Genomic DNA, 26375 nt, shown 5'->3' with positions numbered 1-26375 from the left:
TATTTTAGGGGAGGTTACTGCCTACTGATCATCTCCGCCACTTCCCGGCCGGTTTGCATGGCGGCATTAAGGGATGGGTAAGCCGTTTGGTCGCCACATTGGTAGAGAGTATCCGTTAAGCGGAGGGATTTGTGAATAGCTGACTGGCCCGCCTGCGCCGGATTATAGCTGGGCAACGCCTGCGGAAGGTGATACGTTCGCAGATGCTGCCATTGCTGAACATCCTTACCAAACCAGCCGGTTAGTTCCTGCCGTATCTGCTCCGTCAGTGTCGCTTCGTTGAAGAGTTCCACTCCCTGTGTGCTGACCGAAACGAGCGTTTGGTCCGCCGGGGCATAACCGGGGGCTACGTCGCTCATGATGGCCACGTTATGCACGGCTGAACTCCGGTGCATGTTGAGCAACAATAGGTTTTTCTGGGCTGGCGTAATTGAGAGCTGCTCCGGTCTTGCCGCAAAGTAGGTGCAGGTGGTATGATTGAATGCCTGTGGCGAAGGCACCGGACTACCCATTAACTGGCTGGCCTGTGTTGCATCGACCGCCACAACAACGGCATCGGCAGTGAGGGATTCGCCATCCTTTAGGTAGACTGTATTCCCCGAAATATTGGTGACGGGGGTGTTCAGTCGAATCTGGTCGGGAGCTAATCGGCTGGCCAGTTGGTCGGCAATGGCACCGATACCCCGCGCCGGTACGGCGGCATCGCCCGAAAAGAACATCCGGAAACAGAATTCAAAGAAATTGCTCGCCGTTATCAGGGCATCTTCCAGAAAGACACCGCCGAAGAACGGTCGGAAAAACCGATCGATTATCTGGCTGGAAAAGCCAAACTCCTCCAGGAACTCCCTCGTTGTTACGGACGGCTGATTAAACAACTCATCAATCGGCAGGTCCTGGGTTCGGCGCATGAGTTCGGCCAGGCGCAGCTTATCGCCCAGGGTACCAACCGGCGAAAAGAGCGTTTGAAATACCGCCAGAGGTTCCTGTAGCGGATTGATGAAGGTAATCCAGTCGGTTCGGTCGCGAATCAGCGCACCCGACCGAAAGGACGTCAATTGCAGGTCGGAGTAATTTAGCAGCCGCTGCGCTTCGGGATACGCCGTCAGCAGAATCTGGAAGCCCCGGTCTAGCTGGAAACCATCAACCCGGTCGGTACGAACCCGGCCGCCCACCCCGTCGCTTGCTTCGAGCAGGAGCGCATTGATACCCGCCTGTTTGAGGTAAACAGCACAGGTTAAACCGGCTATACCAGCACCAACAATAATAACGGGCGAATTTTCAGCAGACATAGCAGCGACGAGTTGAGCGCATGAATAAAAGTCAAAGGTATATAGCCGGGCAAATGCACGCTAACCTCCACAGAAAATTCGTAGTATTTTTTTTATAAAAATATAATATTTATAAGTTTCATAAAATGTAATGCCTTGAAAGTCAATGATTTTTTATTAATAATTTTTGTTTTTTTAAGAAACTATTAATTTTGTGGCAGTACCTTATGTTATAGCTGTAAGAATCGGCTGGTACCATCTATCTATCCGGCGTTGGTACAAATCATTGAAAACGGAACAGTCCTTGTTTTTCTTCGTTATAGAAAATAACCACTGATCCATCCTTAACCAGTCAATACACATGAACTATCAGATTCAGGAAGAAGCGGGTTTCCGATTTGTGGACGAAGGAGAGGGCGATGTCCTCCTGTTGCTACATGGTCTTTTTGGCGCACTCAGCAACTGGGATAGTGTCATTACGACTTTCTCGGATCGCTACCGGGTAGTGATACCGTTGTTGCCTATTTATGAGATGCCTATTCGGCAGGCCAGTCTGGAAGGTCTGGTAACGTACATTGAAAAATTTGTGGTGCAGAAAGGCCTGCGTGACATGACGCTGCTGGGTAACTCACTGGGCGGGCATTTAGCGATACTGTACACGTTCAAAAATCCAGAACAGGTTCAGGGGTTGGTGCTAACGGGTAGTTCCGGCCTGTTCGAGAACGGAATGGGGGGTTCTTTTCCCAAGCGGGGGAGTTATAATTACATTGCTGAACGCGTTGCCTACACGTTCTATGACCCCAAAGTGGCCTCTAAAGAATTGATTGACGAGGTTTTTGAGATTACCAGCAGTATTCCCAAGTGCATGAGCATCGTGGCCATTGCCAAATCGGCTCAGCGCAATAATGTGGCAAAGGATTTGCACAAGATTCAGGTGCCAACATTGCTCGTTTGGGGATTGAACGATACCATTACTCCTGCCGAGGTAGGGCACGAGTTCAACCGGTTAATTGCTAACTCGGAGCTGCATTTTATTGACAAATGTTGTCATGCGCCCATGATGGAATGCCCCGATCGATTCAATACATTACTCGATACATGGCTGGCCCAACAGGTAGTTGGCGAACTGGTAGCGTAAGAGAAAGAGAAGAGAATTTGGAAATTAAAGGATAATTTCCGTAGTTTTCTGCTAAACAGAACCGATCGCTGTTTTTATACACTATACATTGTTACTTATGCTGGCTGCCGAACTAATAGATCCCATGCTCCCCGCCCTGAAGCCAACCGATTCGGTTGGGCAGGCACTGGATTGGATGCAGGAGCACCACGTCGGGCAACTCATTCTAACGGATCAGGATGAGTACCGGGGTATAGTAAGTGAAGAACTGCTTTTAGATGTCGTTGATAGTGAGCGTTTACTACGGGATGTGATGCGCCTGTTTGAACAAACTTACGTGCTGGAAGACCAGCACCTGCTGGAGGTACTGGGACTGGTTACCAAGCATCAGATGGAAGTAATTGCCGTGCTTAATGAAGGGCAGGGCTTTATCGGTACCATTTCTGTCAGTGAACTACTCAAGCATTTTGTTCAGGAACTGGGCGTGCAGGAAGCAGGGGCTATTTTGATTCTGGCCCTCAATGAACGCGATTATTCCCTGACAGAAATCAGCCGGCTGATTGAATCCAATAATGTCAAGATTATCAGCAGCTACTATTCCAGTGCAGCCTATGGCATGCCCGACCGCTCCCGGCTAACGCTCAAACTTAACCGGCGGGATATTGCCCCCGTTATTTCGACGCTCGAACGGTTTGGGTATCAGATTGAAGCGGCATTTGCCAATACACCAGTTGAAAGTATCGACCAGGAGCGGCTCGATTCACTGCTTCGCTACTTAAATACCTAAAAAAGTAGTCAGTTGGTCCCAGTTGGTCAGTCAGTCGGTGAATGGCTGACTCAGGCAACACGTAACTACTCACCAACTCACCAACTAATTGACTTACTAACTCACCGACTGACTAATGAAAATCGCCATCCATGGGCGCAACTTTCCCGAATCTGCCCGTCCCTATATCCAGTCTATGTTTGAAGAACTGGCCCGGCGGCAAACCGAAATAATCATTTCGCAGGGATACCGCGATTTTTTAGATAATGCGGGTGTAAGCCATTACAGCCAGGCCACCTACACCTTCGACGAAGGGGTTACCGATGCCGACTTTATTTTTAGTTTGGGGGGGGATGGTACGCTGCTCGATGCCGTTACGCACGTAGGTGCCCGTCAAATTCCGATTATCGGTATCAACATTGGCCGTCTGGGTTTTCTGGCCACGGTGGCACCCGCATCGGTAAGGCTCATGATTGATGCCCTGTTTAGTGAACAGTACAGCATTGATGAGCGCACACTGGTGAGCGTTAGCTCCAGTCAGGATATTTTTGGGAAGTTACCCTTCGGTCTGAATGACTTCACCATTACCCGCACGCAGACATCGTCCATGATTACGGTTCATGCGTATCTGGACGGGGAGTTTCTGAATTCTTATTGGGCCGATGGGCTTATTGTATCCACGCCTTCCGGCTCTACGGGCTATTCGCTCAGTTGTGGCGGGCCTGTACTGTTGCCCCATACCGGAAGTTTAATTATTACGCCCATCAGCCCACACAACCTCAATGTAAGGCCCATGATTGTGATGGATACCTGCGAGTTTGTTTTTGAGGTAGAAAGCCGGAGCGGGAATTTCCTGGCTGCCCTGGATTCGCGCTCCTTTACTGTCGACACCTCCGTTCGGATCAACGTTCGGAAAGAAGCGTTCAAGGCAAGACTGGTAAAATTGAAGGATGATAACTTCCTGAATACGCTCCGTAGTAAACTTAACTGGGGCTGGGACATTCGTAATTAACGAATCAGTTCATTCGTTTGTATACTTTCTGATATAGTTGCTTCAAACTACCCACTTTCCTCATTTGTGGCATAATTTTTATGGCAAACTGCCAATAAAAGGATCGCTCTGGCCGTTTCGGAATTGGTTGGCTTTATAGGGCCACCGGGGGTTGATTCACGTATATGAAAAGTATGATTCATTATAGGCATTTGATAGCAGGCATTGCGGTAGTGTGCCTATTGGCCGGTTTACCGACAAAAAGCCTGGCACAGCGACGACCAAATACCCATTTTTTACCTTATTCAAGCGTTACGTTTGGCGTAGGTACATCCACCTACTTTGGCGAGTTAAATGCCTATAGCACACCCATAAAATCCCTGTTTACGCTACCCCGCTGGAATGTTGGACTTGGCTACACCCGCCAGTTTACGCCCAATTTTGCCGCCCGGGCTATGTTCACCTGGGCACGCATAGCTGGAGATGACTACACGTTTGGCAAAAGTAATCCAGAGAAATACGCCCTACAGTATATCCGGAATCTGCACTTCCGGAATGACCTGAAAGAGTTTGCGGTAACGGGTATCTATAATTTTATTGCCGATGGACGTAACTCAAATGACCGGGCCAAATTCACGCCCTACGTTTTTGGTGGCCTGGCGCTGGTAGCACACAGCCCGGAGGCTCGAACACCCACGGAAAGGAATGTGGCCAGTGCCGCTTACCAGCCCGCACGCGAGTGGGTAAAACTTCAGCCGCTACATACAGAGGGGCAGGGCCAGCCTGGGTATGAGAAGCCTTATTCACTGGTTACGCTGGCTATTCCGGTGGGTATTGGTGCCCGCTATATGCTCAATGAAAATTTTAACCTGGGCGTTGAAATTGGCTATCGGATGACGTTTTCCAATTATCTGGATGATGTGAGTGGAACGTACGCCAATCCGGATGCTTTGCAGGGCCTGTCGACCATTATGGCTGACCGGCGTAACGAACTGGATGCCGCACGGGTCAATAAGGACCGTGATGCAACCCTTCAGCAACTGCGCCAGACTAATCCCGAGCTGTTTACGTCTGTAGGACGGGGTGGGGGAGTTGGTAAATTTCCGAGAGATGGTTATATACTTACTAATTTCTCGATTCAGTACATTATCCCAACCAAAATAAAGTGCCCACCTATTAAGTAACTTCAGGCAGCAAACCTGGTGTTTGCTGCCACCGGCTATATGCACAGATACCAAAGAATCAGAGCCTGGCTACTTATGGCCGGGCTTTTTATCAGTTTAAGTACACAAGCACAAAAAATTGAACTTGGAGCCAGTCTGGGCGGTATGCTGTATAAAGGCGACGTGGCTCCGGCACTGAATCCCCGTTTTTTCAGCCCGGGCGCGGGTGCTTTTTTTCGCTACAACGTCAGCCGGTCTTTCTCAATACGGGCAGCTGGTGATATTGGTACTTTCCGGGCCGAAGACCGGTTTAGTAAAGACCCCCTACAGCAGGCACGCAATTACTCTTTCCGCACAAACATCAGCGAGGTGTCTGTCGATCTGGAATACAATTTTTTGAATTATGTATCCTCGCCGAGGGTCAAAAACTGGACGCCCTATGTGTTTGGTGGCGTTGGCCTGTGCCGCTTCAAAAACGATGTCATAAAAGCAGGCGGGGTTGTTACATATCCATTGGGAATCGGGGTTAAATACGAAATAAAACGTCCCTGGAGCATCGGGCTGGAGTTTGGCACCCGCTTTACGAGGCATGATTACCTGGATGGATTAGCCGATTTAACCTTTGGCTCCGCGCTAACCAAAACAACGCAGAGTAATCCGGCACTGTTTGACAGCTATACCTATACGGCGTTGACCGTTAGTTATACATTCTACAAAATTTTCTGCCCCTGACGTTACCGTTGAGTAATGGGTACAGGCGGGGCATTATACCAGCGCAAACAAATCCTGGATGCCCAGCATCCGTTTACTAATAAAACCTTCCCCAAACTCAACACCAATCATGTGGCCATGCTCGCGGGTGCGCGACTCCAGAAATCTCATGAACGGCTCGCCCGAAATGTAGCTTTGTGGCTCGTCGCTCGCTGGATTGAAAAACTGACTCTTATACGCTTTGATCGCTTCCAGTTTTTGGGACCAGTAAGGCGTTATATCCATAACGAAATCAGGTTTCAGGGAGCGATCCTGAATGAAATGGTATATGTATGCTGGCCGGTGCGCTTCCTGAGGCTCACCATCCTTGCCAACTGTTTTAATTTGGCGTAAGCCAGCGTAAAAACAGGCTTCAGCGACCAGTTCGGCCGCCCGACCATGATCGGGATGACGGTCGTCTGGTGTGTTGGTCAGCACAATGGTGGGTCGAAATTGCCGGATAATGGGGATAAGGGCCATCTGATGTTCTTCATCGTTCCGAAAAAAACCGTCCCGAAATCCCATGTTTTCGCGGGCCACCAGTTTCATAATTCTGGACCCTTCCGCCGACTCCTGCAAGCGGATTTCGGGGGTTCCCCGTGTACCCAGTTCACCCCGGGTGAGGTCGACACCCGCTACCATTTTTCCCTGGTTGACTAAAGAGAGTACGGTACCCGCACAAGTCATTTCAATATCATCGGGGTGGGCTCCAATAGCCAGTACGTCAACGTTCATGTGGTTTTGTTTAACTGTAAGCAGCTAGATAATTCACCAGCCCGTTAATTTGTTCCAGCCCTCTATAAAAATAGCTGGTTCAGGTTTATTGGCAGAAACATCTTACTTTGGCAACCCAACCGTAAACTAGTTAGAAGTACTGACCGTATGTCTTACAAAGCCCTTGCCCTTCAGGTAACCTGCCAGACCGTAAATTCCTGCCAAAACCGCGATGAAGCCGAAGCAGTAATGCTCAAGACTATCGAACGCATCGAGCAACAGATAATGGCGTCGGTCGGTGTTCTCGGCCGCGATACGCTGCTCATTGTGGCACCGGAATATTTCCTCACCGGTCCGCCCGTAACCGAAACGGTGGACCAGTGGCGGGAGAAAGCGGCTCTGGATATTGATGGTCGGATTTACGAAGCGCTGGGAGCAATGGTTCAGCGGCAGCAACTTTACTTTTCGGGCAATGCCTACGAACAGGACCCTTTCTTTCCGGAACTCTATTTCCAGACGAGCTTTATTATGGGCCCAAACGGCGACGTAATCCTGCGCTATCGCCGACTCAATACCATGTATGTACCCACACCGCACGATGTATGGGAGCTGTACCTGGATGCTTATGGGTACGATTCTCTGTTTCCGGTCGTGAAAACCAATATCGGGAATCTGGCCTGCATTGCCTCCGAAGATATTCTCTATCCTGAAGTAGCCCGTTGCCTGGCCATGCGGGGTGCCGAAGTGCTGCTGCATGCAACATCCGAAGTGGGCAGTCCCTTATTAACGCACCGAAAAGTAGCCAAGCTGGCCCGTGCTGCCGAAAATATGGCCTATGTGGTATCAGCTAACTCGGCGGGTATATCGGGAAGTTCGGTTCCGCTCAATACGGCGGATGGCAGTTCAAAAATCATCGATCCGAAAGGTATTGTCCTGGCCGAAGCCGGTTATGGCGAAAGTATTGTTGCCAATGCGGATATTGACCTGGCTGCCCTGCGCGAGTTCAGGCAGCGGCCCGCCCTGGGTAACTTAATGGCCCGGCAGCGGTATGAACTCTACACGGAAAGTTACGCGAACCATAGTGTATACCCACCGAATACGTTACTGGGGCAACCGGCTGATCGACAGCAGTTTGCTCGAACTCAGCAAGAGGTTATCAGGAAACTTTACAGTTAAAAGCCCAAGAGGCTGTCTGAGTTTTGCGCCCAAAGCAAGTAACTCAAACAGCTTCTGATAAAATAAAGTAGACAAGCACTGGACTGGTAGCCAGATACGATTCTGCTTCTTGTGAATGCTTACGCAGCAACTTACGCAGCAATCTTTTTTTGTCGGCGTCTGGGCAATCGAAACAGGTTACTACCGGCTTCTTCGGGGGTTTGGTCACCCAGCAGAACGCCCCAGGGCCTTAGGCTGTCTACCCGATCAAAAATAACTTTCAGGATAGCAATAGCCGGTATCGACAGGAACATACCCGATACACCTGCCAGCGTACCACCGATGAGCACACCCAGAATAGAAACCAGCGCATTGACCCGAACCTTGGAGGCTACAATGAGCGGTACAAATACGTTGTTGTCAATAAACTGCACCACTAAAAAGACACCAACCACGCCCAGTGCTACGGATAACTCGGGGTTATTGCTAAACGTGATCAGTACCGTCAGCGCCGTGGCCACCAGCCCCCCGATATACGGAATCAGGTTAAGAATGGCGGCCATAACGCTCAGAAGCAACGCATATTGAACGCCTAAGATGAGTAGCCCAACGAAGTTCAGTGCCGCTACACAGGCGGTTTCGATCAGTAGCCCAACCATGTAATTCTGAACGACGGCTTTTATTTCGCCCAAAACTTCCTTTACCCGCGCTGTGTGTTTTTCTGAAAAAAGTACGACAACAAAGTGGAGTAACATGCTACGGTAGTAGAGCAGCAAAAAAACGTAGATCGGAATCAGGGTGAGCGTGCCCAGTGGACCCGTAATGAAGCCCAGCGTATCGGTGCTCTGCAAACTGTCGAGGGTTTCGGCCTGTGCCTTCTTTATGTACTTGTCCTGATCGCGGTAACTTACGTTGTATTCCCGACGAACCCATTGCTTCATATCGTGGAGAGAGTCGCTTAGGTTACGACGAATTTTGGGGAGATCATCGGCAAAATCTGATAACTGCATAGACATGAGAATCGCTACACCTGATACCAGAATAATTGCCAAAAGCACAGCCAGACTGATGGAAATAGCTTTATGCATACCCCACTGAGTAAATCTCCTTTCGACGGGGCGAAGTAGTACGGCAATCAGGCCAGCCAGGGCGAGTGGTACCAGAATATCCTGTCCCAGATAAATAGCGGCTGTCAAAATAGCCAGCGAAAGCAGGGTGAGCGAAAACTGGTGGTAATGGGGGTGAGATTCGGTAGTCGTCATATTAGTGAAAAGGGGGGAGTAAGAAGTAACGTTAATGGAGAAAGTACTGGACCGAACAAACAACGTTCCAGTCTTTATTTTGTTCGTCAGCTATGGCGCATTAGCGGCCATCTTCCCGATAGCTATCGTGGTTTGGTAAACTTGCCGTATTTTTGTGGTTTACTTATCCATGACTTTACCCATACGCGACATCGCTTTTCAGCTTCGGCAGGGCCAGCTTATTGCCCTTGCCGATGAAACCGGCTGGTCCATTGCGGCTGACCCTGTTAATGAGAAAGCCATTGGGCAACTCATTGCCCTAATGCCCTTTATGGCTACCGGTTTGCAGCCAACGGTGCTGATCGAAAAAACGGATCAATTAGGTTTATACGTAGCCAAACTACCCGATGTAGCCTATGATCTGGTCGACTTCGCCGAAGACCCGCTCATTGTGGTGTATGATCAGGGCAAAAATGTATCCTCCGTCGTTTGGCAATCAGCAGCAAAACTGGCGGCCGGAAGCGCGGAAACACCGGTAAACGAACAATTGGCCGTCCGGCGGTCGCTGAGTACGGATGTACAACGTCTGATTGGCAGTTTCGGACGAGGGCTGCTTACTATTCCGTTTGAGTCCCTATCGTTGCCGGGATCGGTCGAATCCCTCATCACCATTCGGTTTGGAACCCTGCCTGCCATGCCCAAACGACCCCGTATACTACGGCTTAAAGTTAACGGGGAGGTAAGTTTTATCAGAAAATGAATTTCAGCGATACATTACATAAGAATCCAATCTTCGACATCATTGCCCATCAGGCCGATCTGCTTGGTTTGCAAGTTTATGTCATTGGTGGATTTGTCCGCGATTTAGTTCTGACCCGCCCATCGAAAGATATTGATGTGGTGTGCATTGGGAGTGGTATACAACTGGCCGAAGCGGTTGGTAAATCGGTGCAGGCTACCGTAGCGGTGTTTCCAAATTTTGGCACGGCCATGCTGCGGATTAATCAGGAAGGGGAGGGGCTGGAGGTTGAGTTTGTTGGTGCCCGCAAAGAATCGTACCGGGCTGATTCGCGCAAACCGATTGTAGAAGACGGCACGCTGGAAGACGATCAGAACCGCCGGGATTTTACGATCAATGCCATGGGAATCAGCCTGAACAAGGCTGATTTTGGCGAACTGCTCGATCCGTTCGATGGCCTGAAAGACCTGAAACGGAAAATTATCCGAACCCCCTCCAGCCAGATTCAGGGTGGCCCGGATGGTACTTTTTCGGATGACCCCCTGCGCATGATGCGGGCCATCCGGTTTGCGTCGCAGTTGGGCTTTGATATTGAGCCGGATACATTCGAGGCTATCGTACGGATGAACGAACGGATCACCATTGTATCGCCGGAGCGAATAATTGATGAATTAAACAAAATCGTTCTGTCGCCTACGCCTTCGTATGGTTTCAAACTGTTATATCATGCGGGCCTGCTGGAGCGAATTTTCCCTGAGTTGATTGCCCTGAGAGGTGTTGAAACGATTGAAGGAAAGGGGCATAAGGATAATTTTTACCACACGTTACAGGTTCTCGACAATATTGCTGCCCGCGCTAATCCGGTTGATCCGGAAAATGAACTATGGCTTCGCTGGGCGGCTTTACTGCATGATATTGCCAAGCCCGCTACCAAACGGTTCGATGCCAAAGTGGGCTGGACGTTTCACGGCCATGAGGATATGGGGGCCCGGTGGGTACCCAACATTTTTCGCCGACTGAAATTACCCCTCAATGAACACATGCGGTTTGTACAAAAGCTCGTGCGGCTGCACCTGCGACCCATCGCCTTGACAAAAGAGCAGATTACCGATTCGGCCCTGCGCCGGTTACTGGTCGATGCGGGTGACGATTTGGAGGGCTTAATGGCGTTATGCCGGGCTGATATTACCTCGAAAAATTACGAGAAAGTGCAGAAACACCTGCGTAATTTCGACCGGGTGGAACGAAAACTTCATGACCTTGAAGAACGCGATAAGCTACGTAACTTTCAGCCAGTGATAACGGGTGAGTTAATTATGGAAACGTTTAATCTGACCCCATCCAAAGAAGTTGGTGAACTGAAAACGATGATGCGGGAAGCTATTCTGGATGGACTTATCCCTAATTCGCTCGATGAAGCGTACCCATTTCTACTGGCAGAAGGGCGCAAGCGTGGATTGACAACGAAGACGAACGCAGCATGACGAGTGAACAATAACCCGCTCATTTGTTAACAGGTACCGTTTATTCTTAGTATTCATGCTACATTCTATTACTTTACTTTATGGACAATAATAATACGAATTTTCGGCGTTTTTTTGGCGCATCACTCACCGTATTGGGGGTTGTTGTCGTTCTGTTTGCTCTGGTGGCTTTCCTGTCTGAAGGGAAAGCCGTATTAGGCATGCACATATCCAAAGCCGAATCGGCTGCTCCGTTTATCGTGGGCATGATTTTTCTGGTCACGGGGGTCAACTTGGTTCGCGAATCATAATCCGGCAGGATGTACGTTTCCACCAGTGGTCAGCTTTGGCTCGGTCTGGGCTTTATGTCGACACAACGCTCGTCATTTCTTCGGTGATGGCATGGCTGCGGTCATGGTTATTTCGACAGCGGATCCATATACAAGTTTAGCGACGCCAACGGTGGTTCGGGCGGGGTAGGCTCCTTCAGTGAAGAACGTTTTGTATACCGCATTCATCTTCGGAAAATCATCCATGTTGCTCAGGTAAACCGTTACACTGACAACGTCATTGAGCGAAGTTCCGGCATCTTCCAGTACGTTTTTGATATTCTGGATCACCTGGGTAGTTTCTGCTTCGATACCACCAGCAACCAGTTTACCCGTTTGCGGGTCAGTACCCACCTGCCCGGATACGAACAGCAGGCCGTTGCTAACCACCCCCGGACTGAATGGGTAAGGCAGCGAGGGTGCTTTACGGGGTTGGATGATCTGTTTGTTCTGGGCCAGAACAGAAACACTGGCACTCATTACGAGTAGGGAAAGGAGGAGGTATTTCATGAAAGAACTAGGTAAAGTAGGGCGGAAAGCGATAGGGAGCAGCGTAAAAATAAGCACTTTAGCTGAATTCCGATTCAATAATCCGGTTCTTCCGGATTTTGACCTGAAACGTGCTACTGAATGACCAGAGATCCCCTGAGTTTATTTTCACCATAACACGCTGAATCTACCCATCAGAACGAGAAATGGGATACCTACAGAATGGATAAAGATCCGCACTATAGATATCCCAGTCTGGAAAGCTACTCAGAAAGACAGGTAGTGCCTGGCTACAAACCGCTTAAATCTCCGAATAGGTGGTTGGGTGCAACAGGTAAATATCGGCCCGCAGGAAGTTATGCGCGTATTCAGGTAACGCATTCAGGGTTTTCCAGGCCGGGTCGGCGCTGAATGATTTCCAGTGGGCATCGCGCTCGGCTTTGTTCTCGAACGAAGTCATGTACATCATGCTGGGTAGCTTGGCACCCGCCTTTACCTGTCCGCAGAACACCGTGTTGAAACCCAGTCGGCTGAAAATATCCAGTTCGCCGTTGTTGAACTGACTGATTTTGTTCTCGTGCAATTGTTCGGTAGCGGCTTCGTAGCGACGGAGTTCATATATCTTGTCCGAGGCATCCGACTTTAATTTTGGGGCAACCAGCGAAGGCATGCCCGTAAACGCTTCCATAAAAATCGATTCAAAGTTCTTGTAGGCCGGGTTGTCGAAGGCTGCACTGAGGTAGTCCTGCCCGGCGGTGGTATACGCTTTATCCTTTGCCAGGGTCTCCGAAATATTGATGAACTGATCGGCCGATTTGAACGGAATCAACACGTACAGCAGGGAATCGGTGTCGGTAGCAGGGCTGAAAACGCCTACTTTCCCAATCCCTGCCCGATGCAACGCCGGGAGGTAGGCTTGTTTTAAGTAGGTTTCTAATCGGGTTTTCTGGCTATCGTCTTTGAGATGGTAGATTTTAATCTGATAAAACTCCCGTTTAGGGGCAAAACCAACTGACTGTCCGGCCTGTAGTACACAGGCTAGAAACAGGAAAAAAAGAATGCAATTCCGGGTTGTACGACTGTTAAGCATGTTTAATCTGGAAAGAATTGGATTGTAAAGAATTAGGGTGTAAAGTAAGGCTTTCTAGCTCACTTTATAAAAAATGAGAGGTAGTCATTATGGGTCGAAAGTAACAGGTGCAGGAGTTTCAAACCAGGATCGGCTTCACCACCTTGCCATGCACATCGGTCAGGCGGTAGCGTCGGCCCTGACTTTTAAAGGTTAGTTTTTCATGATCAACGCCCAGCAGGTGCAGAATTGTTGCCTGAAAATCATGTACGTGAACGGGTTCGTTGACTACGTTATAGCCAAAGTCATCCGTTTCGCCGTAGACCATTCCTTTCTTCACCCCGGCTCCGGCCATCCAGACCGAAAACGCCCGCGGGTGGTGGTCGCGGCCGTAGTTGTCCCGCGTGAGTTTCCCCTGCGAATAGGCACCCCGACCAAACTCGCCACCCCAGATGACGAGGGTATCGTCCAATAACCCGCGTTGTTTCAAATCCATGACCAGAGCTGCCGACGCCTGATCGACGCTTTTGGCCTGCGTCTTGATATCATTCGGCAGGTTGCCGTGCTGGTCCCATCCCTGATGGTATAACTGCACAAATTTCACATCTTTCTCCACCAGCTTACGCGCCAGCAGGCAGTTGGCAGCAAACGTACCGGGCTTGCGGCTTTCGGGGCCGTACATGTCGAAAATATAGTCCGGCTCTTTTGAGATATCGAGCGTTTCCGGTACGGAAGCCTGCATGCGATAAGCCATTTCGTACTGGGCCATCCGGCTGTTGATCTCCGGGTCCAGCACCCGTTTAAACTGTTCGTGATGCAGTTTGCCCAAATAATCGAGCATCCGCCGACGGCTGCTTTTATCGACACCGGGTGGGTTGTTCAGGTAATAAACGGGGTCCGGCCCCGACCGGAACACCACGCCCTGATGGACCGATGGCAAAAATCCATTGCTCCAGAGTTTAGCGTATAGCGGCTGGTCGCCATCCCGCCCTTTAGACAGCAAGACTACAAAAGCCGGAAGGTTCTGGTTGTCGGAGCCTAACCCGTAACTGACCCACGAACCAAAGCTTGGTCGCCCGGCCTGCTGGCTCCCGGTCTGGAAGAACGTGATGGCCGGGTCGTGGTTGATGGCTTCGGTATGCAGTGAGCGGATAAAGGTGAGGTCACCGGCAATGCGGGCGGTATGGGGTAGCAGTTCACTAATCCACATCTGGCCGGGGCCGTACTGGGAAAATTTATACTTGGACGCTGCCAATGGGAAACGACTTTGCCCCGCACTCATGCCCGTCAGACGTTGTCCATTCCGCACCGATGCGGGTAAATCCTGCCCCCACATGGCTTCCAGTTTAGGCTTATAGTCGAACAGTTCCAGCTGCGAGGGTGCACCACTCTGAAACAGATAAATGACTCGCTTCACTTTCGGCGGAAAGTGCGGCTTACCGACGGTGGGATTGTCCGAAGCAGACGTACCAGCAAATAAGTTGACCGGATTTAGCAATGATGCTAACGCAATGGTTCCCAAGCCCGCGCTGGCCTGGCCCAGAAAATTCCGGCGACTAAGCTGGTCATGTATTTGGTCCTGAATGTCCATAGTTCGTTGTCATTAAATGCTCATTTGCTCTGCGTACGCGTCATTCATGGTCATTCGCCTTGCGTCAATAAATGACTGTTAATGACAACCAATGACGCGCAGCGAATAAGTGACTATCTTTTTATAATGGCCTCGTCGAAGTTCATAATGGTGCTGGATACTACGGTCATGGCCGCCAGCTCGGCCGGGTTTTTGCGTTTATCGACCGGGTACTCGCCTACGGCTAATAACTCCTGCGCCCGTTGTGGATTCTTTTTAAAATCGGCTAGTTCTTCTGCATAGAGTTGTTGCATTAGTGCCAACTCGTCTGGCCGGGCCGGGCGGCTGATGACGGCTTTGAAGATCCTGCCAATGTTGTCGTCCACTGTAGCTGAGGAGGCCAAGCGTTGGGCCAGCACTCTGGCCGCTTCCACAAACTGCGGGTCGTTGAGCGTGACCAGTGCTTGCAGGGGGGTGCTGGTTTTCTGCCGTTTAACAATGCAGGTATGACGCTCAGCCGCGTCGAAGTTGAGCATCATCGGCGCGGGCGACGACCGTTTCCAGATGGTGTACATACTGCGTCGGTACAGACTGTCGCCGTGGTCCTGCTCATATTTCACGGCGTTTCGGGTGGCTAACGCTTCCCAGATACCGGCCGGTTGGTAAGGGAGTACGCTGGGGCCGCCAATCTGTCTTATCAACAAACCACTGGCTGCCAGTGCATTATCGCGCACCTGCTCAGCCGACATCCGATAACTGACTCCACGGGTTAAAAACAAATTATCCGGGTCGGCCTCCCGCACGTTCTCCGGCACTGCCGACGCCTGCCGGTAGGTGGCCGACAGCACAATCAGCTTGTGCATGGCCTTCGTGTTCCAGCTCGTTTGCCGGTCGTTGGGGTCGCCTTTACCCCGGAAGGTAAGGGCAAGGTAATCCAGTAGTTCGGGATGGGTGGGCAAGGCGCCCTGATTGCCAAAGTCGTCGCTGTTACTGGCCAGCCCCTGCCCAAAGTACTGCTGCCACATCCGGTTTACCATTACCCGACTAAAAAGCGGGTTCTCGGGAGCGAGTAGCCACTTGGCTAACCCAAGCCGGTTTTTGGGCGTACCATCGGGTATTGGATTCAGGCTGTGCAACACGGCGGGATGTACAACTTCGCCGGGAGCATCGTACACCCCCCGGTTCAGCAAATGCGTTACGCGTGGCTCCGACCGCTCCTCCATAATCATCACCTGGTCGGAGTTGGTGTAAAGCGTGATTTGCTCTCCCCGCAATTTCATGGCTTTTGCTACGACAGCCTGATAAGCGGGGTCCTGCGTTTTGACATAGTACATGTACAAACCAGCCTTTTGCGCCGGAGTCCGACTGTGAGTGGGGGTTTTCAACGCTTGTGCCAGCGCATCCGGTTGACCAGCCAGCGCAGGCAGTTCCATCGGGGTCAGGCAACGGTTGTAAATGCGGAGTTCATCGACGGCAAAATCCTTGAAAAAGTCGTCGTGCATCCGGCCTACGTAGAACGGATGTTGCGCCCAGTGCGATTTATTCCGGCCATACACCATGCTGTGAATCAGATGGTCGGTAATAATTTTTGTGCGAAGGGGTTTCCCATTCAAGTAGACAGCGAGGCCCTTTGCCTGCCCCGTACCATCGTAGGCAATGGCCACCTGAAACCACTGATGCACCGGCACTTTGTCGATGGTTTCGATGTCGATGGCATTGGCGGGCCAAACGTGGTTAAGGGTTAACTTCATCCGTCCGTCGGCCAGTAAATCAAGCTGGTAGCCGCGTTGCCCGTCCATCGGCCCCGTGGTGCGGCCCAACAGGGTGAGTGCCATATCGGGTTTGGCCAGGTTGAACCAGCTGCTGATGGTGAACGGCTCATTTTGTTCAAACGCTCCAAAACTGCCGGGCAACTCAATGAAGCTATCACCGGCCAGATACCGCGCCATACCAAACCGTCCCGGCACCGGGTAAGGCACCTTGTCCGGGTCGCCCCCTAAACGGGCGGGCAGCGTGTCATTCACGGAGTTCGCGAAGGCATTTCTGGGGTCTTTCCAGAGTTCCTCTTTCGTTTTTCGCTTCGGGGGTTCCTTCTTTTCGGGTTGCTTACCTACCGTTTTCCGGCTTGCCTCTTCCTGCTTCCGTTTCGCTTCCTCCAGCTTTCGCTTCTCGTTTTGCTCCTTCACAAAGGCACTGATATTCGTTCGGTCAGCTTCGTCGAAGGTGTAATGGGCCAGCAGTCCCGAATCGATTGACGTTATGGAACGCGTCCTGGCCAGCCATTGATGAAACCGCTGCTGATAAGCGGGACGGTTCAACCGAAGTTGCTGTTCGAGCGGAGTAAGTTGCTCCCGGATGAATTTTAGTTTGGCATCCGTTTCGGGTTTCGTCAGCGTAATGGTGGGAGCCGCTTCGCCATTGTAGGGAATCTGCCCCCGCTCGTTGTTGCTGTTGAAAAAGGCAAACAGACTGTAATAATCTTTCTGACTAATCGGATCGTATTTGTGGTCGTGGCAGCGGGCGCACTCGACGGTCAGACCCAGCATGGCTTTCCCGAAGGTATTGGTTCGGTCGGCGACGTATTCGGTCCGGTATTCTTCATCCACGATACCGCCCTCCTGACTTTGCTGGTGGTTCCGGTTGAAGGCTGTAGCAATGAGTTTTTCCTTTTTATCGGCCGACGCGTTCAGGTTGGGCAACAAGTCACCCGCCAGTTGCCAGGTGATAAACCGGTCGAAGGAGAGGTTTCGATTATAGGCACGAATAACCCAGTCGCGGTAGGGCCAGATGGTGCGCAGACCGTCATCCTGATACCCATCCGTATCGGCGTAGCGGGCCACATCGAGCCATTCGACTGCCTGCCGTTCGCCGTAGTGCGGGCTATTGAGCAGTCGGTTCACTACTTTTTCGTAGGCATTGGGTGATTTGTCGGCCAGAAACGCGTCTACTTCGGCGGGGGTAGGTGGTAGGCCGGTCAGGTCCAGGCTCACCCGCCGGAGCAGGGTTGTTTTATCGGCTTCGGGCGCGTGAGGCAATCCTTTGGCTTCCTGCTTTGCCAGCACAAATCGGTCGATGTCGTTCCGTACCCATTTTTCATCGGTCACAGTCGGCAGGTCGGCCATCGTGGGCGCAATCAGTGACCAGTGTTCTTTGTAATTAGCCCCCTGTTCTACCCAGCGAATCAGCGTCGCTTTTTCCTCCGCATTCAGCGTCAGATTGGATTTTGGGGTGGGCATCATTTCTTCCGGGTCGTTGGACAGAATGCGGCTCACCAGTTCACTTTTAGCCAAGTTGCCCGGCACAACAGCCGTATGGCCACTTTTAGCCAGGGCTTCGTATGCCCCTTCCGGCGTATCCAGCCGCAATCCAGCCTGCTGTTTGGCCTTATCCGGCCCGTGACAGGCAAAGCACCGGTCTGACAAAATCGGCTTTACGTGCAGATTGTAGTCAACTTTCTCGGGAAGCTTTATCTCAGCGGCAACAATATCGGCCGGTTTTTCAATGGAACTATGGCAGGCCGTCAGCCAGACGGATACACCGAACAAACCGGCTGTTGAGCTGAGCAACAGGTATCGTAACCGTATGTTGGGCCATAGTGCCATACTAACGAATGCGTTATGGAGTGATAGTTAGAACAGAAAACGAGTAGTACTTCCTGTCAATTTCTTCGTGTTTTTGATTTTACCTGGAAAGCAAAAGACGCTGTACGGGCCGTGTATGAACGTGGTGCGGAACTTCTCTAGAAACAATCCTGCATCCTGTTTTGGTTCTGCCATCAGGATAAAACAGATTGTGAATAGGATTTTTACCAGTTCAGCTCCAAAAAATGAGATCAGTTCTTTTTAGGTTCTCCCTCCTTCGTTTCAGGTAACGAGGCCTTACTGAATGCCGCTACTTCCTGTTCGTTTATACCACCAATTACGTCCAGGTCTGGGCGATTTTTCTTCAGCGCAGCGAGCCCCTGCTCCGTTACCCTGGTTTGCCAGAGGTAGACAGTTTTCAGGTTTTTCAACGCGGCCAAATCAGCTAAACCTGCATCGGTAACGGCGGTTCCGTATAGATTCAGGTATTCCAGATTGGTTAGCCCTTTCAGTTGTTTCAATCCCGCATCGGTCACGTTGGTTTGTTCCAGATGCAGTTTCTGTAGGTTTTTAAGTTTGGCTACCTGCGCCAGTGCGGCATCTGATATGTCGGTATCGCCCAATTTCAGCCATACCAGTTGATTGCTTACTTTAGGCAACAGGGCGGCCTGCGTATCATTGAAGTTTCGGGCATTTACCGCGCTCACTTCCAGTTGATTCTGTTCTTTGGAGAGGGGCAGTACCAGTAACCCCGCTTTTCTCAATTCCTCAATAACAGTCGGGTTGGCAGCGGGTACCTTCATCGTCAGCATCGGCGACATGGGGGCGGGTCCGTCAGTACGGCTGGTAGCGGCAACGGCAGTACCCGCTTCTACCGGTCCTCCTCCGGTTAGGGAGGCCAGTACGGGACGAATGGCATCATTGACTTTTAACTCCGATACTTTTTTGTTGAAAGGTGCTCCCTGGTCAATCCACCAGGTAAGCAAGGCAATCTGTTCTTCCTGCAACTGGGTTTTACCCTTTGGCGGCATATGGTGGTCATCGTCTTCAGGAAGCAGACAAACCTTGATCAGTTCACTGGCGGTTGCTTTTCCCGCTACGAAAACCGGGCCATCTTCCCATCCTTTTTGCAGCATGTCGGGCGTATCCATCCGCAAACCGCCTTTCGATTTCCGGGCGTTGTGGCATTGCACACAGCGGGTCTGGAGAATTGGGTTGACAATCTGCTGGTATACCATTGCCTGATTCACATCCGTTATCGGCTCTGCTTTGAATACGGGCGCTTTTGGCGGCACGCCCGCCAGTGTTCGGAGCGGTGGAGGCATGTATTGTGTCAGGTAATCCGATCCGTGGGTCAGGTTGCCGCCAAGGTGTCCGGCTGCCAGCAACAGCAGTAGCGAAATACCCAGGGCGGGCAAATAAACTACCTGGGCAAACGGTATGATGCGGTCCAGATTTTCGGATTTAACGGCCCACGCTATCCAGGCAAACACCGCCACCCCAATACCCTCCCACTTGTGTGTGTTGAGCGTGTCCGCTTCATAGCCACCACCCAATGAGAGCATGTAGCCCGCTATACAGGCCATCGTTGCACTTACCGCCGACCAGAAAAGAATCAGGGTAATGGTATGCGAACTAACGGAGTTACGACGGGTTAACCGGTCCAGTTCGAGCAGACCGGCAATCAGTAAGAAACCAATCGGCAGATGTACGATCAGGGGGTGAAAATGCCCAAAAAACAACACCCAGTCGGCGGGGGCTGCTCCACTGGCTTGCGCTAGAATCAGTCGAATCATAAACAGTCACTTCTCAGCCAACACGCTCTAGCTTTATTGGGTACGTTTTCTTAGAGGCCCACTGCGCTACGTATACACTCTCATCGCCATCAACCAGCACATCGTGCGGATGCAGGAAGGGTGAGTTATCCATATCCTTGCGCTGTTCGGTCAGTTTACCATCCTGATAAACCGGCTCGGTGCCGCCGGGGGTCGATATCACTTTATCGTTCTTGTCCAGAATGGTGATATAACCCGAATCGGGGTAGGAGTCGGACGTGCTGCGGAATACGGCCCCGTAAATGTTGTCGCCGTGAATAACCGGGCGGCAGATGTACGACCCCGGCAGAGCAATGGTAGACAGGTATTTCCCGTCCAAAGAAAATCGCTTGAGTGCGTTGTGCCGTCGGTCCGTAATTAACAGCGTCGGGTTTGACGCCGTGCGCCGGTCGACCACGATACCGTGGCAGCAATCGAAGGTGTCGTTGCTATTGCCTTTTCCGCCCCAGCTCCGAATGATTTTGCCCGCTTTATCGTACTGCGTCACATAGTTCATGCCGTAGCCATCCACGATATAAATATCCCCATTGGCGGGATTGATGGCGGTTTCGGTGGGTTTGAACTGCGTGGGGAAATCGTATTTACCGGTTTCTTTTGGATAGTCGAACTTCATCAGTTCGCGCCCTTTGAGGTCGGTTTTAATAACCTGATGGCGGTCCGTATCGGTAATCAGCAGGTACTGGTCGCTCCCTTCGCCCCCTAGTGTAAGGCCATGCGCACCGGGGTACTCGTGGCCCCAGGTTTCGAGCAGCTTCCCCGATTTATCGTAAATAATGATATTATTCTTCGTTTCATTGGTCAGCAAAATGATGCGTCCCTTGGCGTCCTGCACCATTTCGTGGCAATCGTTGACGGGATTTTTACCGGCATCCAGCACACCCCAGCCCGGCACCACCCGATACTTGTAGCCATTGTGCCCAATCATCGCGGCTTCGGATTGACGACGGTACGGATTAGCCTTCAGAATAGTAGGGGCGGCAATACCGGCCGCTACAGCCAGCGTTCCCCGCTGTAGAAATGACCGACGTGATAAGGGTGATGACATTGGCTTATTAATTTTTTTTATGAAAAGGAAATGAGCGGCTAACCCTACTGTATTGGTTTAGATTACTAATTTCGGAATTTCTTCGCTACCAGCAAAAAAATAAACGCCCGGTATTGACACAAAGTCAATACCGGGCGTTGAACGCACTGGCGTTTTACTTAGTTGTTCTGCTTTTCGTTTGTATCGGTATCGGAGCCGCCCCGATTTCCGCGACGGTTGCCTTTCATCGCTTCTATTTTGGCCAACTGATCGGGGGTCAATAGTCCCTGCAACGTACGTTTATAGTCATCGGCATTAGCTTTTAGCGCCTGTGCTTTCGCTTTGTTGTTATCGGCACTCGCCTGGATGTCGTTTACTTTCTGCGTACGGGCCAGGGTAGCCTCATACACTTTTTGCGACGTTGCCTGGTCCAGCCCCAATTCCTGCGTCATGCGATCGGTCATTTTACGGGCGCGGGTGGCGGGGTCGGCCATCGGGCGGTCTTGCCCGGACCGGTTTCTACCCATGCGGGCGTTGGCCTGAGCGGGTGCGTCGGGGGCAGCCGTTTGCTGGGCTAACAGGGGTAAGGATAAGAACGAGAGTAACAGGCCACTAAGGGCAATTTTCCTGAACATAGTTTCTGATTGTTTAGTCAGCTACTAAGACGCTGTACTGCCCCATTGGTTTAAGCACTGGGCCGAGTTTTAACGGCATCTTAACTGGCCCTAACCAGGCTGTACCATCTGGTAACCACTGTCTGGCCAGACGAGCGTTAGCAGTTCATCCGCGTACGAGCACGTATGAAGATAGTTGAGTATATTTACTTACTTGTGTATACTTAAATACTTTCGTATACTCGCTGACCTAACCTTCCTAACTGTAATGCGTTTCTATCTACTCCTGGCATTTTTGGCCTCTTCCACCATGCGGGGAGTAACCCAGCCCATTTACCCTCTGATCAGGTCTGAAACAAAATTACCTCACTTTCCCACCGCTAATCAGTTCGAACACCTGTCGACTGACGACGGCTTATCCAACAATTCCGTAACGGCCATTCTTCAGGACCGGGCTGGCTTTATGTGGTTTGGTACCAGAGAGGGGTTGAATAAATACGACGGCCATACGTTTACCATCTTTCGCCCTAATCCAGTACCGGATAAACGCAGTTTCCAGGACAGCTATATCCGGGGCCTGTGCGAAGGAGATAGCCATACGGTGTGGGCGGTAACGGAACGGGGTGGTCTGCACGAAGTCGATACCCGAACGGGGCGGGTGACGCCACACCCCATTCAGGTGGCTCAGGCCAGCCGGTGGAATCACCAGAGTTCCGTTTATCAGGACAGCCAGCATCGTATCTGGGTGAGTACCCTGGCAGGCATAGCCCGCTATGAACCAGCCCGGCACCGTTTTACGCTGTATCCAACACCCGGCGTGGATTTGTCGGCGACAACCGTTTTCGAAGATCGCCAGCATCGATTCTGGGTGGCTACCCTGCGGGGACTGTACCATCTGAATCGGGAAACGGGTCGGTTCACGCTGGTACCCGTTCCGGGCCTGACGGGGAGTCAGCCCTACATGGTTTCCATTTTTCAGGATAAGCAGGATCGGCTCTGGATCGGGACGGCCTCGCCAGACTACCGGATTCTGCGGCTGAACCTTCGCCAGAAACCCTGGCACCTGGACCCCTATAATCCGGGCGGGCAGCTTAGTCCGTACATTTGGCGGAACACCATCCACCAGGATTCGACCGGAATCATCTGGGTGGGTACCACCAATGGACTGCATGCTATCGACCCGACCAGCGATAAAGTCGTTACGTACCAGACCGACATCAACCTGGTGAAGGGAATCGCCAGCAGCAATGCGTCGGCCGTTTACCACGACCGTTCAGGAATGCTTTGGGTAGGAACGGATAACGGCATTGACCGGCAGGGAGTCAATACAAAAGCGTTTACGAATGTTCAGGTAAAACCCAATCCTCGCCAGACCAGCCTCCCCGAAAATAGAGTCAATGCCCTGTTCCTCGATAGCCGAAATCAGCTTTGGATTAGTAACGTAACGGGTGTTTACCGGCAATCGCCCGGACAGGGGCATTTTTCGCGCATTCCCCCCGAAAACTTTGGGTCTATTGGAGGGCATACCAATACGGTCAGTTCCTTTGTGGCCGATGGGCCGGATGGACTCTGGTTTGGCACCTGGGATGGGCTATATTACCTGAATCAAACGACTGGCCGGTATACCCATTACCGGTCTGAGATTCCGGCTCAGTTTATCAGTCTCCACCGGGAGCCGAACGGCAATCTCTGGCTGGGGGGCGAAGGTGGTTTTGCTTCGTTCAATCGAAAAACGCACCAATACACCTATTACAAATACAAACCCAGCACCAAAAACGGACTCCCGGATAAAGATGTATACGGGCTGATTGTCAGTCAGCTTGGGGAGGTGTGGGTGCTGGTTAACCAGTTGGGTATCTGTCGACTGAATATAAAAAGTGGCGTGATAACCCACTTTACCGCCGGTCCCAAAGGGCATTTGAGCAGCAATAACGTGCTGTCCATTTACGAGGACAAGACGCTGGGAATCTGGATTGGAACCCACCTGGGTGGCCTGAACCGGTTCGACTTCCGGACGGGCCTGTTTTCGGTTATTACCCCGCAACAGGGAATTCCAGGCAATAGTATCGTGGGGATAACGGGCGACGAATCGGGCATGATCTGGCTCAGTACCGATGAGGGCCTTTGCCGGGTGGACCCCGTTACCAAAGCCCTGCATGCCTATACAGTTAGGGATGGACTGATGAGTCAGGCGTTTATGCACCATTCCGTATTCCGACAGCGCGAACAGCTCTATTTTGGCAGTGAAAACGGGGTCGTTCAGTTCGACCCTAGCCGACTTTACGACGATACCCGTCCTTTTCCCGTCTGCATCACCAGCCTGAGCGTACTGGATAAACCCCGACCCATGCCCAGTCAGGGTATCCGGCTGAAACACGATGAGAACATGGTATCGTTTGGTTTTGCCGCGCTGTCCTACGCCCACCCGGAGCAAAATCAGTACGCCTACCAACTGATTGGGGTCAATAAAAACTGGGTTCAAAACGGAAACCGGTCAGAAGCTACCTACACCAGTCTGGCCCCGGGGACTTATACCTTTCGGGTAAAAGCGGCCAACAGCAACGGATTCTGGACCAAAAACCAGGCCACGTATCAGGTCATCGTCGAGCCGCCCTGGTGGGCAACCTGGTGGGCCTATGGCTTGTATGCACTGCTGGCGGGCGGGGCAATCTGGGGCTATATCCGGTTTTATACCAATCGGCTTCGGCAGCAGCAGGAGCAGGTGCTTAATCGCCGGGAGGCTGAACAACTTAAGGCCCTGGATGTACTGAAAACTCATTTCTTTGCCAACATCACCCACGAGTTCCGCACCCCTCTTTCGCTGATTATCGGGCCGGTGGATAAAATGCTGCTGGAGGATCACTTCGACCGCCCCATGCTCACCACCGTTCGGCGCAACGCCAGTACGTTGCTGCGGCTTATCAATCAGTTGCTGGACTTGTCTAAACTGGAGGGTGACAACATGCCCGTTTCGGTTGTGCGGGGGGACATGACCGAGTTTATTACGCAACTGGTGTACCTGTTTCAGCCGTCGGCAGATCAAAAAGGGGTTACGCTGACCTGTACCATCGACACACTCCCCCCAAACGAGGTTGTTTTCGATGCCGACAAGTGGGAGAAGATTCTCACTAACCTGATGGCCAATGCGCTGAAGTTTACCCCCCAGGGTGGCCGGGTAAGCCTGCACGTCGCTCCCGTTCGGGCCGGTAATGAACTGGCGGGGGTTCAACTGGAACTGGCTGATTCGGGGATTGGGATTGCCCCGGATGTATTGTCCCATATCTTCGACCGCTTCTACCAGGCCGATATGTCGGGCACCCGGACGTACGGGGGCACGGGCATTGGCCTGTCGCTGGTTAAGGAATTGGTTGATCTGCTGGGTGGTACGCTGTCGGTAACCAGTCAGCCCGCCGTTGGGACAACGTTTCAATTGACGCTGCCCGTACAGCTAGTTCAGGCGACGGACCCTGTTCCTGCCGTTCAGATGGCTACCTACGCAACCAGCGTAGCTATTCCCCTGCTACCAACATGGACCTCTCCGCCACTAACCCAGCCCTCCCTAAACGGCAATCCTATCAATCCCTGTCTGCTGATTGTGGAGGATAATGACGAACTGCGGGCGTTTCTGGTGAGTGAACTGACTCCTTTTTATCAGGTGATTCAGGCTGTCGATGGCGTGGAGGGCTGGGCTATGGTACAGGCCGAACTGCCTGACCTGGTACTTACCGATGTGATGATGCCCCGCATGGATGGGCATCAACTGACCCACTGCATCAAAACCCACACCGAAACCGACCATATTGCCGTGGTGATGCTGACGGCTAAATCCAATCAGCAGAGCCGTATCGAGGGACTCCGGCAGGGGGCAGATGATTACCTGTCCAAGCCATTCAGTGTGGCCGAACTACACCTGCGGCTGCACAACCTGATTAGCCGACAGCAGAAACTGGCCGCGTACTACCGCCAGCAATTTGCCCTGCCTACTGCCGTATGTGCAGAACCGGAAGCGACAAAGGCCACTGTAACGGATCCGTTCCTGACCCGGATTTATGGGTTGCTCGACCAGCATTTAGACGACGACTCGATTGGGGTTGACTGGCTGGCCGACCAACTGGCCATGAACCGCAAGACGCTCTACCGAAAAGTGCAGAGCCTGATTCAGTTATCGCCCGCGGATCTGATCCGGCAGTACCGGCTGCGCAAAGCCGCTGATTTGTTGCGGTCGGGCTATAACGTATCTGAAACGGCCGACCTGACGGGGTTCAGCACGGCCTCGCATTTATCCGCCCTGTTCCGGGAGTGCTACGGGCAAACGCCCACCGAATTTATGGCCAACCGCGCCTGAAACGCTCAAACCGGGCGTTTTTTTTGTTTTCGGCCTCAAAATGTCCCGAATCTGACAGAAAATGTCCCGAATCTGACGGGGCATCGGTAGGTGGTTTCTCACCTTTGAAGCACCTAAGAAAGGCTATTTAGCGCGGTTTTGTACCGTACAGA

At 51.7% G+C, this 26375-nt stretch carries 20 protein-coding genes; 10 read left to right on the top strand and 10 right to left on the bottom strand.

Annotated elements, in window-relative coordinates; genetic code table 11:
• Positions 1-14: 14 nt before the first annotated feature.
• Positions 15-1289 (bottom strand): protoporphyrinogen/coproporphyrinogen oxidase, encoded by a 1275-nt coding sequence (locus B157_RS0105820; RefSeq protein ID WP_020602427.1) that lies wholly within the window; start codon positions 1287-1289, stop codon positions 15-17.
• Positions 1290-1629: 340 nt separating this feature from the next.
• On the opposite strand from B157_RS0105820, the gene B157_RS0105815 reads away from it, so the two are divergent.
• From B157_RS0105815 to porG, 5 genes are all read left to right on the top strand, one after another.
• Positions 1630-2406, top strand: coding sequence for an alpha/beta fold hydrolase (locus B157_RS0105815; RefSeq protein WP_020602426.1), 777 nt, complete (start codon positions 1630-1632; stop codon positions 2404-2406).
• A gap of 97 nt (positions 2407-2503) precedes the next feature.
• Positions 2504-3172, top strand: coding sequence for a CBS domain-containing protein (locus tag B157_RS0105810; RefSeq protein ID WP_020602425.1), 669 nt, complete (start codon positions 2504-2506; stop codon positions 3170-3172).
• Positions 3173-3287: 115 nt separating this feature from the next.
• Positions 3288-4163 carry an NAD kinase gene (locus B157_RS0105805; RefSeq protein ID WP_018619123.1) on the top strand — a complete coding sequence of 292 codons (876 nt, stop codon included), beginning with the start codon at positions 3288-3290 and terminating at the stop codon, positions 4161-4163.
• A 173-nt stretch (positions 4164-4336) separates the two neighbouring features.
• Complete coding sequence (locus B157_RS0105800) at positions 4337-5326, top strand: DUF6089 family protein (protein WP_026308520.1); 990 nt, start codon at positions 4337-4339, stop codon at positions 5324-5326.
• 75 nt (positions 5327-5401) lie between these two features.
• The gene (gene porG, locus B157_RS0105795) at positions 5402-6037 is read left to right on the top strand and encodes a type IX secretion system protein PorG (RefSeq protein ID WP_020602423.1); all 636 of its coding nucleotides are present in this window, start codon (positions 5402-5404) and stop codon (positions 6035-6037) included.
• 33 nt (positions 6038-6070) lie between these two features.
• On the opposite strand, the gene bshB1 is transcribed toward porG, so the two are convergent.
• Positions 6071-6790, bottom strand: a complete 720-nt coding sequence (gene bshB1, locus B157_RS0105790; protein WP_020602422.1) for a bacillithiol biosynthesis deacetylase BshB1 — start codon at positions 6788-6790, stop codon at positions 6071-6073.
• Between the two features lie 147 nt (positions 6791-6937).
• Between bshB1 and B157_RS0105785 the strand changes: the two genes are divergently transcribed.
• Positions 6938-7945, top strand: a complete 1008-nt coding sequence (locus B157_RS0105785) for a nitrilase-related carbon-nitrogen hydrolase (protein ID WP_020602421.1) — start codon at positions 6938-6940, stop codon at positions 7943-7945.
• 131 nt (positions 7946-8076) lie between these two features.
• On the opposite strand, the gene B157_RS0105780 is transcribed toward B157_RS0105785, so the two are convergent.
• Positions 8077-9186, bottom strand: a complete 1110-nt coding sequence (locus B157_RS0105780; RefSeq protein WP_020602420.1) for an AI-2E family transporter — start codon at positions 9184-9186, stop codon at positions 8077-8079.
• A gap of 169 nt (positions 9187-9355) precedes the next feature.
• Between B157_RS0105780 and B157_RS0105775 the strand changes: the two genes are divergently transcribed.
• The 3 genes from B157_RS0105775 to B157_RS0105765 all read left to right on the top strand — a co-directional run bounded on the left by B157_RS0105775 (position 9356) and on the right by B157_RS0105765 (position 11678).
• The gene (locus B157_RS0105775) at positions 9356-9925 is read left to right on the top strand and encodes a Sua5/YciO/YrdC/YwlC family protein (protein WP_020602419.1); all 570 of its coding nucleotides are present in this window, start codon (positions 9356-9358) and stop codon (positions 9923-9925) included.
• A complete protein-coding gene (locus tag B157_RS0105770; RefSeq protein WP_020602418.1) occupies positions 9922-11388 on the top strand; it encodes a CCA tRNA nucleotidyltransferase in 1467 nt (488 codons plus the stop codon). Before B157_RS0105775 ends, B157_RS0105770 begins: the two co-directional genes overlap by 4 nt.
• A gap of 80 nt (positions 11389-11468) precedes the next feature.
• Positions 11469-11678 carry a hypothetical protein gene (locus B157_RS0105765; RefSeq protein WP_020602417.1) on the top strand — a complete coding sequence of 70 codons (210 nt, stop codon included), beginning with the start codon at positions 11469-11471 and terminating at the stop codon, positions 11676-11678.
• Between the two features lie 72 nt (positions 11679-11750).
• On the opposite strand, the gene B157_RS0105760 is transcribed toward B157_RS0105765, so the two are convergent.
• From B157_RS0105760 to B157_RS0105725, 7 genes are all read right to left on the bottom strand, one after another.
• On the bottom strand, positions 11751-12206 hold the full coding sequence (locus B157_RS0105760; RefSeq protein WP_026308519.1) for a RidA family protein: 456 nt from the start codon (positions 12204-12206) through the stop codon (positions 11751-11753).
• A 280-nt stretch (positions 12207-12486) separates the two neighbouring features.
• The gene (locus tag B157_RS0105750; RefSeq protein ID WP_020602415.1) at positions 12487-13275 is read right to left on the bottom strand and encodes an NIPSNAP family protein; all 789 of its coding nucleotides are present in this window, start codon (positions 13273-13275) and stop codon (positions 12487-12489) included.
• Between the two features lie 118 nt (positions 13276-13393).
• A complete protein-coding gene (locus tag B157_RS0105745) occupies positions 13394-14845 on the bottom strand; it encodes a DUF1501 domain-containing protein (protein ID WP_020602414.1) in 1452 nt (483 codons plus the stop codon).
• Between the two features lie 113 nt (positions 14846-14958).
• The gene (locus tag B157_RS0105740; protein WP_020602413.1) at positions 14959-18426 is read right to left on the bottom strand and encodes a DUF1553 domain-containing protein; all 3468 of its coding nucleotides are present in this window, start codon (positions 18424-18426) and stop codon (positions 14959-14961) included.
• A gap of 230 nt (positions 18427-18656) precedes the next feature.
• Entirely contained in the window at positions 18657-20201 is a 1545-nt protein-coding gene (locus tag B157_RS0105735) for a c-type cytochrome domain-containing protein (RefSeq protein WP_020602412.1), read from the bottom strand.
• A gap of 13 nt (positions 20202-20214) precedes the next feature.
• The gene (locus B157_RS0105730) at positions 20215-21285 is read right to left on the bottom strand and encodes a twin-arginine translocation signal domain-containing protein (protein WP_020602411.1); all 1071 of its coding nucleotides are present in this window, start codon (positions 21283-21285) and stop codon (positions 20215-20217) included.
• Between the two features lie 158 nt (positions 21286-21443).
• Entirely contained in the window at positions 21444-21899 is a 456-nt protein-coding gene (locus B157_RS0105725) for a DUF4890 domain-containing protein (RefSeq protein WP_020602410.1), read from the bottom strand.
• Positions 21900-22146: 247 nt separating this feature from the next.
• On the opposite strand from B157_RS0105725, the gene B157_RS0105720 reads away from it, so the two are divergent.
• Positions 22147-26223 (top strand): hybrid sensor histidine kinase/response regulator transcription factor, encoded by a 4077-nt coding sequence (locus B157_RS0105720; protein WP_020602409.1) that lies wholly within the window; start codon positions 22147-22149, stop codon positions 26221-26223.
• Positions 26224-26375: the final 152 nt, after the last annotated feature.

The sequence above is a fragment of the Spirosoma spitsbergense DSM 19989 genome (genome assembly GCF_000374085.1).
Lineage (GTDB): Bacteria > Bacteroidota > Bacteroidia > Cytophagales > Spirosomataceae > Spirosoma > Spirosoma spitsbergense.
The sequence above is the reverse complement of the archived record's forward strand: the minus strand, read 5'-3'. Positions and strand labels throughout refer to the sequence as shown.

Bases quoted from the DNA above. Each gene is read 5' to 3' on its own strand.
- B157_RS0105750 (WP_020602415.1), bottom strand. From the start codon at position 13,275: ATGCTTAACAGTCGTACAACCCGGAATTGCATTCTTTTTTTCCTGTTT.
- B157_RS0105735 (WP_020602412.1), bottom strand. From the start codon at position 20,201: ATGATTCGACTGATTCTAGCGCAAGCCAGTGGAGCAGCCCCCGCCGAC.
- B157_RS0105765 (WP_020602417.1), top strand. From the start codon at position 11,469: ATGGACAATAATAATACGAATTTTCGGCGTTTTTTTGGCGCATCACTC.
- B157_RS0105725 (WP_020602410.1), bottom strand. From the start codon at position 21,899: ATGTTCAGGAAAATTGCCCTTAGTGGCCTGTTACTCTCGTTCTTATCC.
- B157_RS0105785 (WP_020602421.1), top strand. From the start codon at position 6,938: ATGTCTTACAAAGCCCTTGCCCTTCAGGTAACCTGCCAGACCGTAAAT.
- B157_RS0105720 (WP_020602409.1), top strand. From the start codon at position 22,147: ATGCGTTTCTATCTACTCCTGGCATTTTTGGCCTCTTCCACCATGCGG.
- B157_RS0105745 (WP_020602414.1), bottom strand. From the start codon at position 14,845: ATGGACATTCAGGACCAAATACATGACCAGCTTAGTCGCCGGAATTTT.
- B157_RS0105800 (WP_026308520.1), top strand. From the start codon at position 4,337: ATGATTCATTATAGGCATTTGATAGCAGGCATTGCGGTAGTGTGCCTA.
- B157_RS0105760 (WP_026308519.1), bottom strand. From the start codon at position 12,206: ATGAAATACCTCCTCCTTTCCCTACTCGTAATGAGTGCCAGTGTTTCT.
- B157_RS0105740 (WP_020602413.1), bottom strand. From the start codon at position 18,426: ATGGCACTATGGCCCAACATACGGTTACGATACCTGTTGCTCAGCTCA.
- B157_RS0105810 (WP_020602425.1), top strand. From the start codon at position 2,504: ATGCTGGCTGCCGAACTAATAGATCCCATGCTCCCCGCCCTGAAGCCA.
- B157_RS0105805 (WP_018619123.1), top strand. From the start codon at position 3,288: ATGAAAATCGCCATCCATGGGCGCAACTTTCCCGAATCTGCCCGTCCC.
- B157_RS0105820 (WP_020602427.1), bottom strand. From the start codon at position 1,289: ATGTCTGCTGAAAATTCGCCCGTTATTATTGTTGGTGCTGGTATAGCC.
- B157_RS0105730 (WP_020602411.1), bottom strand. From the start codon at position 21,285: ATGTCATCACCCTTATCACGTCGGTCATTTCTACAGCGGGGAACGCTG.
- B157_RS0105815 (WP_020602426.1), top strand. From the start codon at position 1,630: ATGAACTATCAGATTCAGGAAGAAGCGGGTTTCCGATTTGTGGACGAA.
- B157_RS0105780 (WP_020602420.1), bottom strand. From the start codon at position 9,186: ATGACGACTACCGAATCTCACCCCCATTACCACCAGTTTTCGCTCACC.
- bshB1 (WP_020602422.1), bottom strand. From the start codon at position 6,790: ATGAACGTTGACGTACTGGCTATTGGAGCCCACCCCGATGATATTGAA.
- porG (WP_020602423.1), top strand. From the start codon at position 5,402: ATGGCCGGGCTTTTTATCAGTTTAAGTACACAAGCACAAAAAATTGAA.
- B157_RS0105770 (WP_020602418.1), top strand. From the start codon at position 9,922: ATGAATTTCAGCGATACATTACATAAGAATCCAATCTTCGACATCATT.
- B157_RS0105775 (WP_020602419.1), top strand. From the start codon at position 9,356: ATGACTTTACCCATACGCGACATCGCTTTTCAGCTTCGGCAGGGCCAG.